Source organism: Sorangium sp. So ce834 (assembly GCF_051521425.1).
In the GTDB taxonomy this organism is placed as follows: Bacteria; Myxococcota_A; Polyangia; order Polyangiales; family Polyangiaceae; genus Sorangium; species Sorangium cellulosum_D.
Genome location: NZ_CP150351.1, coordinates 3,109,719 through 3,126,020 on the forward strand (window position 1 = coordinate 3,109,719; position 16,302 = coordinate 3,126,020).

The window sequence follows — 16,302 nt, forward strand, 5'->3', positions numbered from 1 at the left end:
ATCGCGCCGCCCGCGGTCCGTGAAGCCGCGCACGTTCCGGGTTGGCACCCCCCGGAGCAGACCTGTAGCCTGCCGCAGGAGGTTCGCTCATGGCCAAGGTGACCGCGCTGGGCATGGACACGATCACCGAGAAGTCCGGCCACCAGATGACCGGCATGGCCGTCAGCGTGTGCCTGACGCCGGCAGCGCCGAGCCCCTTGCCGATCCCCTATCCCACGATGGGCACGGTCGCCGAGGGGATCATCGATCCCTGCATGCGCACCAAGATCGAGGGGGCCAAGATCCTCACGGTGGGCGGCTGCATGAAGGCCTGTCACGGCAACGAGCCGGGCACGCTGAAAGAGGTCGTCAGCCTCAACACGGCCGGGCCGTGCTTCCCCTGGCTCGGGGCGCCCAACGTCTTCATCGAGCTCGGCATGGCCGGCATCACCGGCAGCATGGGGCAGATGAACAAGAGCATCACCGTCGGCGCGGGCGCCAGCGCGAGCGGCGCGGGCGGGAGCGGCGGCGGCGGCGGGGGCTCCGGCGGGGGCGCCGGCGGCCCGGGCGGGGGCGGCCCGCAGGGCGGGAGCAACGGCGGCGGGGGCGGCGGCGGATCGAGCAGCGGCGCTGCGCCGCCGAAGCCGCCGGCGCCGCCTCAGGCCGAGGGGCAGGCCGCCGCAGCGCACCCGATCGACGTGGTCACCGGGACCATGTACACGAACCCCAAGCTCGATGTCCTGCTCCCGGGTCCGTTCTCCGTCGGCCTCGTGCGCCGGTACGCGACCTCGGCGGTGCGCTCCCGCTGCGGGATGGGCTGGGGCTGGTCGCACAACCTGCACTGGTACGCGCGCAGGCACGGCGACGGGCTCGTGCTCGTGGATCCCGATTTCCGCGAGGTGCACCTCCCCGAGCCCGAGAGCGATCAGGTGCTGGTGCTGCCGTACGGCGTCAAGGTGGGCCGCTTCGGCAACGACCTCGTGGTGGACCTCGACGACGGCGCCGTGCGCGTGCTCCGCTACGATCCGGCGGAGCTGCGCTATTGCCTCGCGGAGCTGCGCGACGACGCGGGCAACGTGGTCGAGCTGGAGTGGCGCGAGGGCATGCTCGTGCGCCTCGTCGACTGCGCCGGCCGCGTCCTCACGGTCGAGCGGGACGGGAACCTCGTCGTACATCGGCTCTCGGTGACGGACGAAGAGGGGAAGGTCCACCAAAGGACGCTCGTGGTCCTCGAGATCGACGACCGCGGCGATCTCGTCCGCGCCGTCGACGCGGGCGGCGTCGAGACGCTCTTCGCGTACGACGAGGAGCACTACCTCGTCCGGGAGTCCTCGCCGGACGGCATCGATTACCACTTCGTCTACGCGGACGTCTCCGGCGAGCGCCGTTGCGTCGAGAGCTGGGGCGAGCTCCGGGGCGGCGACGTGCTGCGCGAGATCGGCTACTCGCCGCCTGCCGGAGCGCCCAGGCCCAAAGGCATCTTTCATACGCGCCTGTCGTGGGGCCCCGAGCCGTTTCAGGCGCACGTGATCGACGGCCTCGGCCAGCGGCATCTGTACGTGGGCAACGCCCTCGGGCTCGTCACGGCCTACCGGGATCCGCGGGGGTACGTCACCCACTACAGCTACGACAGCGCCGGCCGGCTCGTCGCGATCCGGGACGCCGAGGGGCGCCTCGCGCGCCGTCACGCCGACATGTCGGGCAGGCAGACCGAGCTCTCGGTGAGCGGCGAGCTGCTGCGCGCCGTGCGCTTCGACGACGGCGCGGGGGTGGTGGCCGTGACCGAGCCCGGCGGCGCGACGCGGCAGGTGCGCTTCCAGGGATCGAGGGTGACCGAGGAGATCGACGAGCTCGGCCGCTCCACCGCGTACGGCTACGACCCGCGGGGCCTGCTCGCGCAGGTGATCCACGCCGACGGCACGGAGGACGCGTATGCGTACGACGCGCACGGCAACATCCGCGAGGTGAGCGCCGGCGGCGGCGCGGCGCGCTTCCGGTACGAGTTCGACCTCCTCGGCCGGCCCGTCCGCGCGGAGACCCCGAAGGGCGTCGCGCTCGAGCTCGATTACGACTCTCGCGATTACGTGATCGCCATCCGGGAGCCCGGGGGCAAGGTCACGTATTTCGACTACGGCCCCACAGGGCACCTCGTCGCCGAGCGGGCGCCGAACGGGCATGAGATCCGGTACCGCATGGTCGGCGACGTCACGGTGGAGTCGGTGCACAGCGACGGGCGCCGCTACCGCGCCGGCTACGACGCGCTGCTGCGCCTCTCCTGGATCGAGAACCCGGCGGGCGAGCGGCACGTCTTCGAGTACGACCCGTCCGGCAACGTCCGCGCAGAGACGTCGTTCTCGGGCGTCCGCACGGAGTACGAGCACAGCGGGGTCGCCGAGATCGTCTCGGTGATGAAGGCGGACGGCTCCTGGGTGCGGCTGTCGAGCGACGCGATGGGCCGGCTGCGCGCGCGCGAGCACTCGACGGGGGAGCGCGAGGAGTACGGCTACGACGAGCGCGGCGGGCTGCTCTACGCGAGGAGCGCCGCGTCGGAGGTCGTCTTCGTGCGCGACGCCGCGGGCCGGGTCCTGCGCGAGGAGCAGCGCCTCGGCGGCTTCCAGTTCGCGGTGTCCTACCGCTACGACGACGCCGGCCGCGTCGTGGAGCGGAGCTACTCCTCGGGCTGGCGCGTGACGACCGAGCGCCGCCCGGGCGACGGCGCCCCCACGGCCTGGGACGTCGCCGTGGAGGAGGCGCGCGCCGCCCGGCTGACGCTCGCGTACGATGAGCGCGGCGTCGAGTCGGAGCGCGCGTTCGGAGAGGACGGGCCGCGCGTGATCACGCGGAGCGACCTGTACGGCCTGCCGATCCACCGGGCGGTGGTGTCGTCGACTGGCGGCGAGATCGCGGCGCGCTCGTACGCATGGTCCAAGGCGGGGCCGATCGAGGTGGTGGACGACAGCCGCGCGGGGCAGCGGCGCTACGTGCTCGACGAGGTGGGCCGCCCGCTGTCGGTGCAGGGGCTCGGCGCGAACGAGCAGCTCTCGTACTCCCCGCAGGGCACCCCGATGCCCCGGGGCGAGGCGCGGGCGCTCGGCCCCGGGGGGCGCCCCCTGCGCACGGCCGGCGAGCACCTCACCTGGGACGCCCTCGGCCGGCTGGCGCGGCGCACCTCGGCGGAGCGCGGAAAGGGCTTCGAGTACCGCTACGACGCGCTGAACCGCCTCGCGGCGGCGGTGCGCGACGACGGCCTCGTGATCCAGTTCCTCTACGACGCGCTCGGCCGCCGCGTCGCGATGACGGTGGGCGGCGAGAGCGTCTGGTTCGGCTGGGACGGCGATTCCGCGGTCGAGGAGGTGGCGAGCGGGGGAGGCCGCGTGCGGCGCGTCTTCGCCGACGACGGCTGCACGCCGCTCCTCGAGGCGCGGCAAGGGGGCGACTTCCGCGCGGTCGTGACCGACGCCGCTGGCACGCCGTGGCTCTTCCTGTCCGCGGCCGGCGCCTTCGACGAGGTGGACTTCGGCGCGCTGGGCGACGTGACGCGCCGCTCGGGCGATCCGGGGACGCTGCGCTTCGCCGGGCAGCGCTGGGACGCCCCGACAGGCCTCTTCTACAACCGCCACCGCTACTACGATCCAGCGCTCGGCCTGTACATCACGCCCGATCCCGCGGGGCTCGCCGGGGCGTTCCACGAGCTCGGGTTCGTTCCGAACGTCACGCTGTACATCGACCCTTCGGGGCTCACGACGATCATCGTCGGCCAGCGCGGCGACAAGGCGATCGAGAGCCACAAGGCCAATCTGCAGAAGATGTATCCGGGGGCCACGGTGCTTTACCACGACGAGCTGAAGAACGCCCCGCTGGCGAACGAGAACCACGTGATCGTGTCGACGCACGGGTACCCGGGCGGGGTCGAGTGGGGAGAGAAGAAGAAATTCCTGGGGATCATCCCTTACGGCAACCGGCCCACGATCAACGGGCAGCAGCTCGGGGACGCGCTGAAGGGCGCTGGCTTCAAGGGGGGGCCGGGCTCGCGCGTCGATCTGTCGACGTGCAACGGCGCGACGCCGCCGGATCCGAAGTGGGGTATCGGCAACGACAGCACGGCGCAGGGCGTCGCAAACGCCACGAAATCGAGCGTCTGGGGCGCCAAGTCGAACGACCCGGCCGCCACGTACCGCGGCGATGTCGAGGATATCTCGGGCAAGAAATGGTATCAGTTCTGGAAGAAGCCGAACAACTGGGGGCCTGGGATGATGGCGCCGGTTGGACAGAGCCCGGTGAACGGGGCGATGAATCCAAGGCAAGATGTGTACGTCCGGAAGGGCGCGTACGTCGAGACCCGGTGAGGAGCTGAGCCATGCCGGCGCCCCGTCTCCCCCACGTCCCCGCGCGTCTCCCCTGGCCCGACACGGCCGGGCCGGACCCTTCCCAGGCGGCGCTCGACGCGCTGTGGTCGAAGACGCGCGCGGTGCGCGTTTACCCGGGCGAGCTCGGTGAGCACGGGCCGCTCGCCCGAGCGCCCGCCGTGGAGCTGCGCGGCCCCGACGTCGCCGAGCTCGCGCGTCTCCTCGCGTTCGAGGCGCCGCCGGAGCGCTTCCGGGTGCCGAGCCTGGGGCAGTGCGCGCTCGAGCTCCGGGGCCGCCTGTTCCGCGTCGGTCTGCTCGGGCTCGACGCGACAGGGGCGCTCCGCGTGATCGGCTGGGGCTCGGACGTCGTGCTGCGCGAACCGGCGGCGGTCTTCGCGTGGCTCGCGGAAAAGGGTGGGCCTTCTCTCCCGGATGCGCGCGAGCAGGGGGCGCGCTAGCGCCAGCGTCGCCCTCATCCCCCGCCGATCAGCGCCCGCAGCGCGTCCGCTTCCCGCTTCGCCCGCGCCGCGATCGGCACGAGCCCCACGAGGCACGGCGCCGGCACCTCCCGCGCGAGGATCACGCCGTTCTGGCTCCGGAACACGCGCACGCCGCGCGCCCGGAGCCGCGCGGGGCTGATCTCGAGCATCACGTCGACGTTCGCGCGCTTGCCCACCGCGCTGCCCGGCGCGTCGGTGCAGTGCACGTGCGTGCGCGCCGCCGGCCGGATCCCCTCGCGGGCGATGCTCCGGACGGCGTCCACGCTGGTGCCGTGCCAGATCGACGCGTCGCCGAGCACCTCCTCCCACGACGCCTCCAGGCCGGCGAGCGTCACCGGCATCCCCTCGCGCGAGTGCCCCTGCGAGGCGCGCACCCGGTCGCCCCGGATCTCGAGGCGGTTCTTCGTGTTGGTCTCCACGACCGCGTCGAGCAGCGAGCGCGGTATCCCCAGCGCCCGCAGCACGTCGTCCACGGCCACCCAGCCCGCCTCGTCCATGGCGACGCCCATCGAGGGCGCCCCGTGGCGGAGCAGCCAGGAGAGCTTCTTGCTCATGTCGGTCAAGCGATCGCGGCCCATCGTCAAGCTCCATCCTTTCGAACGTCGGACGACAGAAGCATAGACACCCAGCTATCCGCCGGAAGAAGTATTTCTGGATACGCTATCGCGTTTCGCGATAGCGTCCCGGCATGCTCAACCTCGACTGGCTCGGCGCCTTCGTGGTCTTCTCCGAGCACCTCAACTTCACCCGCGCGGCGCGGGCGCTGCACGTGTCGCAGCCGGCGCTCCACGCCCAGATCGGCAAGCTCGGCGAGGCGCTCGGCGTCACGCTCTACCAGCGGCGCGGGCAGCGGCTGGAGCTCACGGCCGACGGCAAGCGCGTCGCCGCCTTCGGGCGCGAGGTGGGCGAGCGGACGCGCTCGTTCCTCGACGTCCTTCGCCACGGCGAGAGCCGGGAGCCGGTCGTGCTCTGCGCCGGCGAGGGCTCGTACCTGTACCTGCTCGGCGAGGGGATCCGCGCCTTCACCGCGCGCGCCGTCGCCCCGCTCCGCCTGCTCACGCGCGACCGCGAGGCCACGCTCGACGCCGTCGTGGCGGGCGAGGCGCACCTCGGCGTCGCGCCGCTCGAGGGCGCGCCGGACGGGCTCGCCGCCGACCGCCTCACCGAGGTCGAGCAGGTCCTGGTCGTCCCCGAGGCGCACCCGCTCGCCCGGAAGCGCCGCGTCCACCTGCGCGATCTCGAGGCGGCGCGGCTCGTGGTCCCCGGCCCCGGGCGGCCTCACCGGGCCGCGCTGGCGCAGGCGCTGCTCTCGGCCGGCGTCCGCTGGGAGCCGGCGGTCGAGGCGAACGGCTGGGAGCTGATGCTCCACTTCGTCCGGCTCGGCGTCGGCGTCGCCGTGGTCAACGCCTGCTGCCGCCTCCCGCGCGGCCTCGTCGCGCGCCCGCTGCCCGAGCTGCCGCGCAAGGTCTTCTACGTCGTCCACCGGCGCGGCGTCGATCTCCAGGGCGGGCCCGCGGCGCTCCGGGACGCGCTGCTCGCGCACGGGGCCGCGTGGCAGCGCAAGCACGCGCGCGGCGCGCCGGCCGCGCCCGACGTCACGCCGAGCGCGCCGGCGCGCCGGCGCTGAGCTTCCTCACCCGATCTCCGGGATCAGGCCGCCTTCCTGGACCTCGACTTGCCCTGCTTCGCCTGCTTGCCGCCCGTGTCGGCCGGGCGGCTCACCAGCTTCGAGAAGTAGCTCGGCTCGCCGTTCGCCTTGGCCTCCTGGTACACGAAGGCGAGGTTCGACTCCTCGAACTTGGCGAAGAAGTCGTCCCACGAGATCTCCTCGAGCGTGTCCTCCCCGCTGTACCCCGGGAAATCGATCCGGAGGACGCCGGGCTCCCCGTTCTTCTCGGTCCGCGTGACCGCCGCCGGGCGGCCGCCGCGCGCCTCGACCCACGCGCGGATCTCGTCGTGGTCGATCGTCATGTGGGACGAGTGGTCGTCCTCGGCGCCCTTGCCGCGGGCCTGCTTGGCGTGCGGCCGCTGCTCGGCGCCGCCGGGCTCCTTGTCGAGATCCATCTGGACCTCGATCTCGACGTCCAGCTCGCCGCCGCCGCTCCCGCCCTTTGCGCCCTTCGCGCCGCTCGCCTTCGCCTTGCTGCCGCCCTTCGCGGCGCCGGACGTGGGCTTGGCTTTCTGGACCATGTCCTCCGGACGGCTCACCAGCTTGGAGAAGTTGCTCGTCTGCCCGTCCGCCGTCTTCTCCTGGTACACGAAGGCGAGGTTCGACTCCTCGAACTTGGCGAAGAAGTCGTCCCACGAGATCTCCTCGAGGGAGCCCTCCCCGCTGTAGCCGGGGAAATCGATGCGGAGGATGCCGGGCTCGCCTTTCTTCTCGGTGCTCTTCACCGTCGCCGGGCGGCCTCCGCGCGATTCGGCCCACTGGCGGATCTCGTCGTGATCGATCGTCATCTTCGATGAATTGGCCGACATGGTCTCTCTCCTGTGCTCGTACGTCGATTGGATCGAGAACGGCAACCCGCGTGCCAGAGGACCATGAGAAGATCCGCACGGGCGATGGACGGGCTCAGCCTTGGGCGGCCTTCAGCGGCGCATACGCGTGCCGCGGTACGAGCCCGCCCCGCCGTCGGGCGCTGCCGTCGCGCGCGCCGCGCGTGCGAGCTCTACGTTATCATACGTTATCATGACGAGACCGAGGCGAAAAGGAAGGGAGCTCTGCCGTCGCCGAGCGCGGGCGCGACGAGGCAATCTGCCTCGACTGCGGCGAAATGCTGCCGATCCGATCAGGTCCTGAGGAAGCCGCCGTCCGCTGTGTCGTGTCGGGCGCAGGTGTCGAGTGTACGCGGGTACCGCGTTTGACCCGCTCGCCGGCAAGGTTTTAGCTGCTCGGTGGAGGCTGCGCGACGCGGGCGCCGCTCGGGGGCGGCGAGCCCGTGCCGCTCGCGACCAGGCTGAACCTCCCGATGGGCCTCGCGCTGGACGCGACGAGCATCTATGTGGGCGACGACAGCGCGGTGAAGCGGGTCCCGATCGGGGGAGGGGAGGCGGCGCAGCTCGCCGAGGGCAGCGGCTCCCGCCGCCTCGGGATCGACGACACCCACGTCTACTGGACCAACGCGGACGCGAGCACGATTCGCAAGGTGCCGATCGGGGGGGCGAGGACGTGATCCCAGCGCGCCAGCGCGTCCACCCGCTGCGCGAGCGCCGGGGGGGTGCTACCTAGAACCGAGCGGCGCGAGCCGCGCTGCCGAGGCCGAGCACGTGACCGCCGCGTACCATCTGCTGCTCCGAGCTGCCGTGCTCGCCGTGACCACGGCGACCGCGACGGCGGCGGCCGCGCGCGAGCCTCGACCTCCTCCGGCTGCTGCCGCCACGGGCGCGCCGCGGCCCGGGCACGCCCTGCCGTCGGCGCGCTCGCCGCGGCCCGGGCCCACCCTGCCGTCGGCGCGCTCGCCGCGGCCCGGGCCCACCCTGCCGTCGGCGCGCCCCCCGCAGCCCGCGCGCCGCCCGCAGCCCGCGCGCCCCCCGCAGCCCGCCCCGCCGGCCGCGCGCGCCGCGCCGGAGGCGCCCTCGCCTCCGCCGGTCGCGCCCGAGCCCGAGCCCGCGGCCTGGCGCGCCCTCGTGGTGGGCGGCGGCCCGCGGCCGCCCATGAACCAGGTGGCCATCGAAGGCCACGTCCGGTACTTCCAGTCGCTGCTCCCGGCCACGGTGGAGCGCCGCGTCCTCTTCGCCGACGGGAGCCGGGGCACGCGGAGCGTGCAGTTCCTCGACGGCCTCCGCATGCGCTACCGCGCGCCCAGGCTGCCGCGCATCGACGGCGCGACGACCCGCCCGGGGTTCGACGCGATCTGGCGCAAGTTCGTCCGCGCGCGCCCGGCCGACCCGCTGCTCCTGTACTTCGCCGGCCACGGGAGCCCGGATCCGCGGCGCGATCTCGACAACAACGTGTTCGACCTCTGGGGCGGCGGAGGGCTGTCCGTGCGCGACCTCGCCGCCCGCATGGAGCAGCTGCCCGACGACACGCCCGTCGTCCTCGTCATGGCCCAGTGCTTCTCCGGCGCCTTCGCCAATCTAATCTTCGAGGGCGGACGGCCCGACGGCGAGCTCGTCGAGCGCGACGTCGTGGGGTTCTTCGCGGCGACCCGGGACCGCCCCGCGTCGGGCTGCACGCCCGAGATCAACGAGGCGGATTACACCGACTTCAGCAGCTACTTCTTCGCCGCCCTCTCGGGCGTCGATCGCCTCGGCAACCGCGTCGATGACGCCGATTTCGACCAGAACCGGTTCGTGGGGATGAACGAGGCGTTCGCGTACGCCCTCCTCCACCAGGAGACCGGCGACGTGCCGGTCGCGACGTCCGATGTGTTCCTCCGCCGCTTCGTGAACAAGCCCGATCACGAGACCATGGCGACGCCCTACTCCAGGGTCCTCTCGTGGGCGAGCCCGGCCGAGCGGGCCGCCCTCGAGGGCCTCTCGGACGCGCTCGGCCTCCGCGGCGAGCACCGGCTGCGGGCGACTTATGATCGCGAGTTCGGGCCCGGCGCGGGCAGGAGGGACATCGAGGACGTGACGTCGGCGCACCGGCTGCGGTTCATCCGGCTCGCCAAGAGCGTGGTGCTGGCGAGGGCGCTGCGGCAGGGCGGCGATCGCGACCTGATCGAGCGCTTCGAGCGGCTGCGCGCCGCCGAGGCGCGCAACCCGCTCGCCGAGGCCAAGGCGGCGGGCCAGGTGCGACAGGACACGAGGCGGCGCGCCGCCCGGTGACCCAGCGGCGGCCTCGCCGGCGTGCCCGGGGCTCCGCCGCCGCGCTCGGCGCGAGGCGCCGTGCGCGTCACGGCGCGGGCTTCTCCTCCACCAGCATCGCGAACAGATCCGTCACGCCGGGGTCGATTCCCATCTGCGTGAGCAGGGTGGTCACCTGGCCGCGGTGATGGGTCTGATGATTGAAGCAATGGCCCACGGCCCACCAGAGCGGCTTGGTGAGGACCGTCCCTCTCAGCGCGAAGGTCAGGTCGCCCGAGAGCGCCTGCTCATCGATCTGGTGCACCCAGGCGACGATGTCCGCGTCGGTCCTGGCGCGCTCGCGGGAGAGATCGTCGAAGTCCGCGTAGAGCTCCTGCGACAGCGCGGTGAACTCGATGGCCTTGCCGCTCGCGTCGCGCGAGGTGAACCGCTCCTCGTCGCCGGTGAAGCGCCCCATCCACCTGCGGTCGGCGAGCAAGAGATGGTTCAACGTGCCGTGGATCGACCTGAAGAAGGCGCCGCGATCGCGCTTGCGCTCCGCGTCGTCGAGCTTGCCGACCAGCGCATAGAGCTTGTCGTTCATCCACAGGTTGTAGCGAGCCAATGCGCGATACTGATCTACCCAGCTCATGAGTCAACCCTCGTCCGTCCAGGTGTAGGCACGCACCCTATCACGCCCGCCCGCGACCGCGAACCCCGGCCAGCGCCGCCGCGGACGCGCGCGGCGTCGACGGGCCCGCGCCACCCTCGCGGACGGGGCGCCTCGGACGCATCGCCGCCGTCGCGCGCCGCGACCGAGATCGCGCTTGCTCGGTCCGCTATCGCGGACTATTGTCCTCGATAACAGACACGCGGTGATCGGCGAGAACTCCCGGTTCGGAGCCGCCTTTCACCCATTTTCACCTCCTCTCCCAAGGAGCCACGATGGTCAGCCTTGCGCTCGATTCAGCTGTCCTGGCCGAGACGTACGATCGCGTCAGCGATCGGCAGTTCAACCACGGGAAGCTGCTCATCGAAGATCTCCAGATTTCCCCGGGCGAGCGCGTCCTCGACGTCGGTTGCGGGACCGGTCGGCTCGGGGCCCATGTCGCCGAGCTGGTCGGCCCGTCCGGCGAGGTGGCCGGCGTCGATCCGCTGCCGCTCCGCGTCGAGCTGGCCAACGAGAAGCGCCGGCCGAACTTCCGCGCCACCGTCGGTCAGGCCGAGGAGCTCTCGCAGTTCGCCGCCGGGAGCTTCGATGTCGTGTTCCTGAACAGCGTGCTCCACTGGCTGCCCGAGAAGCTCGGCCCGCTGCGCGAGGCGCGCCGCGTGCTCAAGCGGGGAGGGCGCCTCGGCATCAGCTCGGCCGCCAAGGAGCGCCCGCACGAGTTCGAAGGGGTGCTCGAGGGCGCGCTGTCGTCGCTCGGCCTGGCCGGCACCGCGGAGACGCTCGGCAACACCACCTACAAGGTGACCTCCGACGAGCTGAAGAGCACCCTGCTGCGCGCCGGCTTCGAGGATCCGGCGCTCCAGATCCGCACCTTCACGGACCACTTCGCGGCCACGGACGACGTGATCGCGTTCAACCTGGCCAGCTCGTTCGGCAACTTCCTGTCCAACCTGGCTCCGGAGGACGCCGCGCGGGTCAAGGCGGCGCTCGAGGCCGAGCTCGAGCGCCGCCGCGCGCCGGAGGGGATCCGGCTGCGACGTCACCTGATCTTCGCCGTCGCGCGCGCGGGCGCCTGAGCGGCAACGCGGCACCGGCGAGCAGGCGCCGGCCTGCTCCTCGGCCGCGCCGAGGAGCGCCGGCCGCCGTGCTCCCCCAGCAGCACCGCAGCAGCAGCAGGCGCTGCTCTCGGGACAGCAGCCGATCCCGCCTCGCTCCGCGCCGGTCCGCCGGCCCCTGGACGCGACGCCGGCACGGCCCCTGCTTTCCTGCGAATTCCCTGCAAAGGACCGGCCACGATCGCTTCGCGTGCCGGACATCCATCCCCATCCAGCGCAGGCCGCACGCAGCGCAAGGAGCTCGTCCATGGAGTATACCAATCTCGGTTCAACCGGCCTCAAAGTCTCGCGGATCTGTCTCGGCGCCATGACCTTCGGCTCGCCGAAGTGGCGGGACTGGGTGCTCGACGAGGCGGCGAGCCGCCCGATCATCAAGCGCGCGCTGGATCTCGGCATCAACTTCTTCGACACGGCCGACGTCTACTCGCTCGGCGAGAGCGAGTCGGTGCTCGGCCGCGCGCTCAAGGATCTCGGCCCCTCCCGCGATCGGCTGGTGATCGCCACAAAGGTCCACGGCCCCATGGGCGACGACCCGAACCAGCGCGGGCTCTCGCGCAAGCACATCAAGCACTCCATCGACGACAGCCTGCGCCGGCTCGGCACCGATTACGTCGATCTCTACCAGATTCATCGTTTCGACCCGCACACCCCCATCGAGGAGACGCTCGACGCCCTGAGCGAGGTCGTCAAGGCGGGCAAGGCGCTCTACCTCGGCGCTTCGTCCATGTACGCGTGGCAGTTCGCGAAGCTGCTCCACACGTCGGACAGGCTGGGCCTCCACCGGTTCGTGGCGATGCAGAACCATTACAACCTCGTTTACCGGGAGGAGGAGCGCGAGGTGATCCCGCTCTGCAGGTCCGAGGGGATCGGGGTCATCCCGTGGAGCCCCCTCGCGCGCGGGTTCCTCGTGGGCAACCGGGGCAAGGACGGCAAGGGGGAGACCGTCCGCGCCAGGTCGGACGAGTTCGCGCAGCGGCTCTATTTCCAGGACTCGGACTTCGCCGTCGTCGAGAAGGTGACCGAGATCGCCGCGAAGCGCGGCGTCCCGAACGCGCAGGTGGCGCTCGCGTGGCTCCTCCAGCAGCCCGGCGTCACCGCGCCGATCGTCGGGGCGACCAAGCTGTCGCACCTCAACGACGCGGCCAGGGCCGTGGAGCTCAAGCTCGACGCCGAGGAGCTGCGCGCGCTCGCCGAGCCGTACCGGCCGCACCCGGTGCTCGGGCACACCTGAGCGCGCGGCCGTGGTAGGTTCGCGGCCTCCGTGCTGCCGGCCACCAAGGTAAAGCGACCCGCGGCCGAACCAGCGCCCGATCCGGAGGACGCGCCCCGCGCGGACCACGACGCCGCGGGGCGCGCCTGGTCGTGGCTCGCGCCGTGCGCCGTCTTCGGGGCGGTCGCGTCGATGTCGCGCTCGTTCGTGTCCAACCAGAACACGTACCTCGTGCACGCGGCGCGGAGCTCCGGCGCCTACCCGGAGCTCGCGGCCGACTGGTTCGCGCACACGGCGGATCCCACGCCGTTCTTCACGGGGCTCGTGGCCCCGCTGCTCGCGCTCGCCGGCCCCGGCATCCTGCCGGCGCTGAACGCCGTCCTCGTCGCCGCGTGCCTCGCGGCGCTCGTCCTCGCGGCCGAGGCGCTCTTGCCGGACGGCGCGCCGCGCGCCCCGCGGTGGGTCGTCGCCTGCGCGCTCGCGGTCGCGTGGCTCGCCAGCCCTCGCGCTCAATACGGCTTCGCGGGGGTGGCCGACCAGCAGGTGCTCCGCAACTTCCTCCAGCCGGCGAATTTCGGCGTGCTCCTCCTCGTCGGCCTCGCCCTGCTGCTCCGCGGGCGCCCGCGCGCCGGCGCGGCGATCGCCGCGTTGGCGGCGGTCATGCACCCCACGTACATCCCTTCCGTGCTGCTCCTCGTCGGCGCGGCGCTCGCGCTCGATCGCGGCGCCCCGCGGCGGCGCAAGGCGGTCGCGGCCGCGCTCGCCGGGGCCGTGCTCGCGCCCCCGCTCCTCTGGACGGCGACGCGGTTCGCCCCCTCCGACCCCGCGACGTTCCGGGCCGCGCAGCGGATCCTCGCCGACGAGCGCATCCCGCACCACACGATCCCGCAGCTCTGGTTCGACGCCGGGGCCGTCCTGTGCGCGCTGATCGTCGCGGCGGCCCTCCTGATCGCGCGGCGGTCCGGCAAGGCGCTGCTCGGCGCGTACGCCGCCGTCTGCGTGCTCGGCACGCTCGCGGCCGCCGCGTTTCCGCGCCTGTACACGCTGCGGCTCGCCTTCCCGTGGCGGATCTCCACCTGGCTCGTGCCGCTCTCGACCGCCGTGCTGTTCACGGCGCTCCTCGGCCGCCTGATGCGCCGCCCAGCGCGGCGCGTCCTGCCGGGCATCGCCGCGGGCGCGTGGGTGATCGCGACGGCCGTCGCCGTGCGCCAGGGGCTGCACCGCATGCGGCCGCGCACGGAGCCGGGCGTCGCGCTCGCCCGCGAGGCGCAGCGCCGCGGGGCGGCGACCGACGTGATCGTCAGCCCCCCGGCCTGGGAGCACCTGCGCCTCAACGCGCCCGCGGCGATCGTCGCGGACTGGAAGTCGCACCCGTACGCGGACCGGGAGGTGCTCGAGTGGGACCGCCGCCTCGGGCTCCTCTCCGGCTTCTACGCGGGGGCGGGGCCCCTCTCGTGCGGCGCGCTCGCGCCGATCCTCGCGAGCGCGCCGGCGCCGCGCTGGGTGATCGTGCCGAGGGGCGCCTCGCTCTCGTGCCCGGGCGTCGAGCTCGCCGTCGAGGGCGCGGACGGCAGCCTCTATCGCGTGCTCGCCGCGCCGCCTCCGGGCTAGCGCCCGGAGGTTGCGTGGCCGCTCGCCTCTGCGAGGATACGGCGCCGAGAGGGGCCGGGAGCCCGGCGGAGCGCCTCCGGGCGGCGCTCTCCGCGGAGAGCCCGCCTCCCGGAGGCCGGGTGAGCGAACGACTCGACGTTGAGGTGCTGCACCGCCGCGAGGCGCTCGAGGCGCTGCGGGAGCCGTGGGGCGCGCTGTGGGAGCGATGCCCGGCGGCGACGGTGTTCCAGCGGCCGGAGTGGCTGATCCCGTGGTGCCGCGAGCTCGGGCCCGAGGAGGTGCTGGCCCTGGCGTTCCGGTCGGAGCAGGGGCTGGTCGGCCTGGCGCCCCTCGCGATCCACCACGACCGCGGGGAGCGCCTCGTCGCGCTGCTCGGCGCCGGGCTCACCGACTACAACGACGTCCTGGCCGCGCCCGGGTACGAGCGCGCGGTCGCGGAGGCGGTGCTCGCGTACCTCGACGAGCGCGCGGACGCCTGGGACGTCGCGGATCTCCACGACCTGCGCGGGTCCTCGCCCCTGTTCGCGGCCGAGGCGCCGGCTGGCTGGTCGGACGAGATCGAGAAGCACGAGGCGTGTCCGAGGGTGACGATCCCGGAGGGCGCCGGGCCGGACGAGCTGTTCTCGCCGGGGATGCGCGCGCGCGTCAGCCGCGCGCGGAAGCGGCTCGCGAAGGTCGGTGCGCTGCGCGTCGACGTGGCCGACGCGTCGAGCGTGGACGAGCTGCTCGACGCGCTGTTCGCGAACCACCGGGCGCGCTGGGTCTCGCGCGGCGAGGGCGGGGTGCTGGACGAGGCGCTCCGGCCGTTCCACCGCGTGGTCGCGCGGGGGCTGTGCGCGCGGGGCGCGCTGCGGCTGTTCGGCCTGCGGCTCGACGGGCGGGTGATCGCGTCGCTCTACGGGCTGGCCGAGCGGGGCGGCATGGCGTCGTACATCACCGGCTTCGATCCGGAGTTCGCGTGGTACAGCCCTGGGCTCGTGATGCTCGCCAGCGCGCTCGAGCACGCGGCGGCCGAGGGCGCGCGGACCGTGGACTTCCTCCGCGGCCGCGAGCCGTACAAGTACGAGTGGGGCGCCGTCGACCGCTGGACGTACCGCCGGCGGCTGCGGCACCGGCGCGCGCGCGAGGCCGGGCGGGAGGCCGGGCAGGGCGCGCTCGAGGGCGCGGTGAGGGCCGTCATGGCCGGCGAGGCGTCGCCGGAGGTCGGCCTGGTGCGGCTGCTCGGCGCCGCGGGGGACCTCGCGGACGCGGCGCGCGCGATCGAGGCCGCGCGGCCCGCGGCGGGGGAGGGGGAGGCGGCCGCGCGGCTCGAGGCGCTGCGCCGCTGCCTGGACGAGCGGCGCGCCGCGTGCGCGACCGTGGCGGAGATGCTGGGCGCGCACCGCGACGCGGGCGTCGCCGGGCCGGACGCGCCGGCGCGCGCCGCGCGGCTGTTCGACGAGCTCTGCGCGCGCTCGGAGGAGGCGAGCGTCGCGGCGTACTCGCTCGGCGATCCGGCGCTCCTCGAGCGGGCGACGGGGGAGGTGGTCGAGCTCCTCGAGCGGTGGGGAGCGCTCGGGGAGGACCGCGCGATCTTGCAGATCGGCTGCGGGATCGGCCGCTTCGAGGCGGCGCTCGCGCCGCGGGTGCGCGAGGCGTGGGGGCTCGACGTCGCGCCGCGGATGATCGAGGCCGCGCGCCGCCGCTGCGCTGGGCTGCCGAACGTCGTGCTCGCGGTCTCGTCGGGCGTCGATCTCGGCGACGCGCCGTCTTCCCGCTTCGATCTCGTGTACGCGGTCGACTCGTTCCCGTACCTCGTGACGGCGGGCGAGGCGGTCGTGGATCGGCACGTCGCGGAGGCGCGCCGGGTGCTGCGGCCGGGCGGGGAGCTCGCGATCCTGAGCTACTCCTACCGGGGCGACCTCGCGCGCGACGCGGCGGACGTCGCGCGGCTCGCGGCCCGCCACGGGTTCGACGTCCTGGTGAGCGGCGAGCGGCCGTTCTCCCTGTGGGACGCGCGGGCGTACCGGCTGCGGAGGATCGAGGACCGGTGAGCCTCGCTCTGGGATGGGGCGAGAGAATTAACGCAAAGGCGCAAAGGCGCAAAAAGAAGAGATTGAATGAGGGAGATTGCCGGATGGTGAGGGGCTACCTGTGAATCTCT

General features: G+C 73.3%; 12 protein-coding genes. 9 read left to right on the plus strand and 3 right to left on the minus strand.

Annotated elements, in window-relative coordinates:
* The first annotated feature begins 89 nt into the window (after positions 1-89).
* On the plus strand, positions 90-4,325 hold the full coding sequence (locus WMF20_RS11205) for a PAAR-like domain-containing protein (protein ID WP_437613102.1): 4,236 nt from the start codon (positions 90-92) through the stop codon (positions 4,323-4,325).
* An 11-nt stretch (positions 4,326-4,336) separates the two neighbouring features.
* Complete coding sequence (locus tag WMF20_RS11210) at positions 4,337-4,783, plus strand: hypothetical protein (protein ID WP_437613104.1); 447 nt, start codon at positions 4,337-4,339, stop codon at positions 4,781-4,783.
* A gap of 14 nt (positions 4,784-4,797) precedes the next feature.
* Here the strand turns inward: WMF20_RS11210 and WMF20_RS11215 are convergent, their stop codons facing one another.
* Complete coding sequence (locus tag WMF20_RS11215; protein WP_437617101.1) at positions 4,798-5,403, minus strand: RNA 2'-phosphotransferase; 606 nt, start codon at positions 5,401-5,403, stop codon at positions 4,798-4,800.
* A gap of 110 nt (positions 5,404-5,513) precedes the next feature.
* Here WMF20_RS11215 and WMF20_RS11220 point away from each other — a divergent pair, with 110 nt between their 5' ends.
* A complete protein-coding gene (locus WMF20_RS11220; protein ID WP_437613106.1) occupies positions 5,514-6,452 on the plus strand; it encodes a LysR family transcriptional regulator in 939 nt (312 codons plus the stop codon).
* A gap of 23 nt (positions 6,453-6,475) precedes the next feature.
* Here the strand turns inward: WMF20_RS11220 and WMF20_RS11225 are convergent, their stop codons facing one another.
* Positions 6,476-7,303 (minus strand): hypothetical protein, encoded by an 828-nt coding sequence (locus WMF20_RS11225; RefSeq protein ID WP_437613108.1) that lies wholly within the window; start codon positions 7,301-7,303, stop codon positions 6,476-6,478.
* A 461-nt stretch (positions 7,304-7,764) separates the two neighbouring features.
* Between WMF20_RS11225 and WMF20_RS11230 the strand changes: the two genes are divergently transcribed.
* Entirely contained in the window at positions 7,765-7,998 is a 234-nt protein-coding gene (locus WMF20_RS11230) for a hypothetical protein (protein WP_437613110.1), read from the plus strand.
* Between the two features lie 94 nt (positions 7,999-8,092).
* A complete protein-coding gene (locus WMF20_RS11235) occupies positions 8,093-9,595 on the plus strand; it encodes a hypothetical protein (protein ID WP_437613112.1) in 1,503 nt (500 codons plus the stop codon).
* 67 nt (positions 9,596-9,662) lie between these two features.
* On the opposite strand, the gene WMF20_RS11240 is transcribed toward WMF20_RS11235, so the two are convergent.
* Entirely contained in the window at positions 9,663-10,205 is a 543-nt protein-coding gene (locus tag WMF20_RS11240) for a DinB family protein (protein WP_129574343.1), read from the minus strand.
* 293 nt (positions 10,206-10,498) lie between these two features.
* On the opposite strand from WMF20_RS11240, the gene WMF20_RS11245 reads away from it, so the two are divergent.
* The 4 genes from WMF20_RS11245 (at position 10,499) to WMF20_RS11260 (ending at position 16,192) form a co-directional block, all read left to right on the plus strand.
* Positions 10,499-11,299 (plus strand): class I SAM-dependent methyltransferase, encoded by an 801-nt coding sequence (locus WMF20_RS11245; RefSeq protein ID WP_437613114.1) that lies wholly within the window; start codon positions 10,499-10,501, stop codon positions 11,297-11,299.
* Positions 11,300-11,585: 286 nt separating this feature from the next.
* Positions 11,586-12,569: an aldo/keto reductase gene (locus WMF20_RS11250; RefSeq protein WP_437613116.1), complete on the plus strand. Its 984-nt coding sequence runs from the start codon at positions 11,586-11,588 to the stop codon at positions 12,567-12,569.
* Positions 12,570-12,599: 30 nt separating this feature from the next.
* The gene (locus WMF20_RS11255) at positions 12,600-14,159 is read left to right on the plus strand and encodes a DUF6798 domain-containing protein (RefSeq protein ID WP_437613118.1); all 1,560 of its coding nucleotides are present in this window, start codon (positions 12,600-12,602) and stop codon (positions 14,157-14,159) included.
* A gap of 119 nt (positions 14,160-14,278) precedes the next feature.
* Entirely contained in the window at positions 14,279-16,192 is a 1,914-nt protein-coding gene (locus WMF20_RS11260) for a GNAT family N-acetyltransferase (protein ID WP_437613120.1), read from the plus strand.
* Positions 16,193-16,302 lie beyond the last annotated feature (110 nt).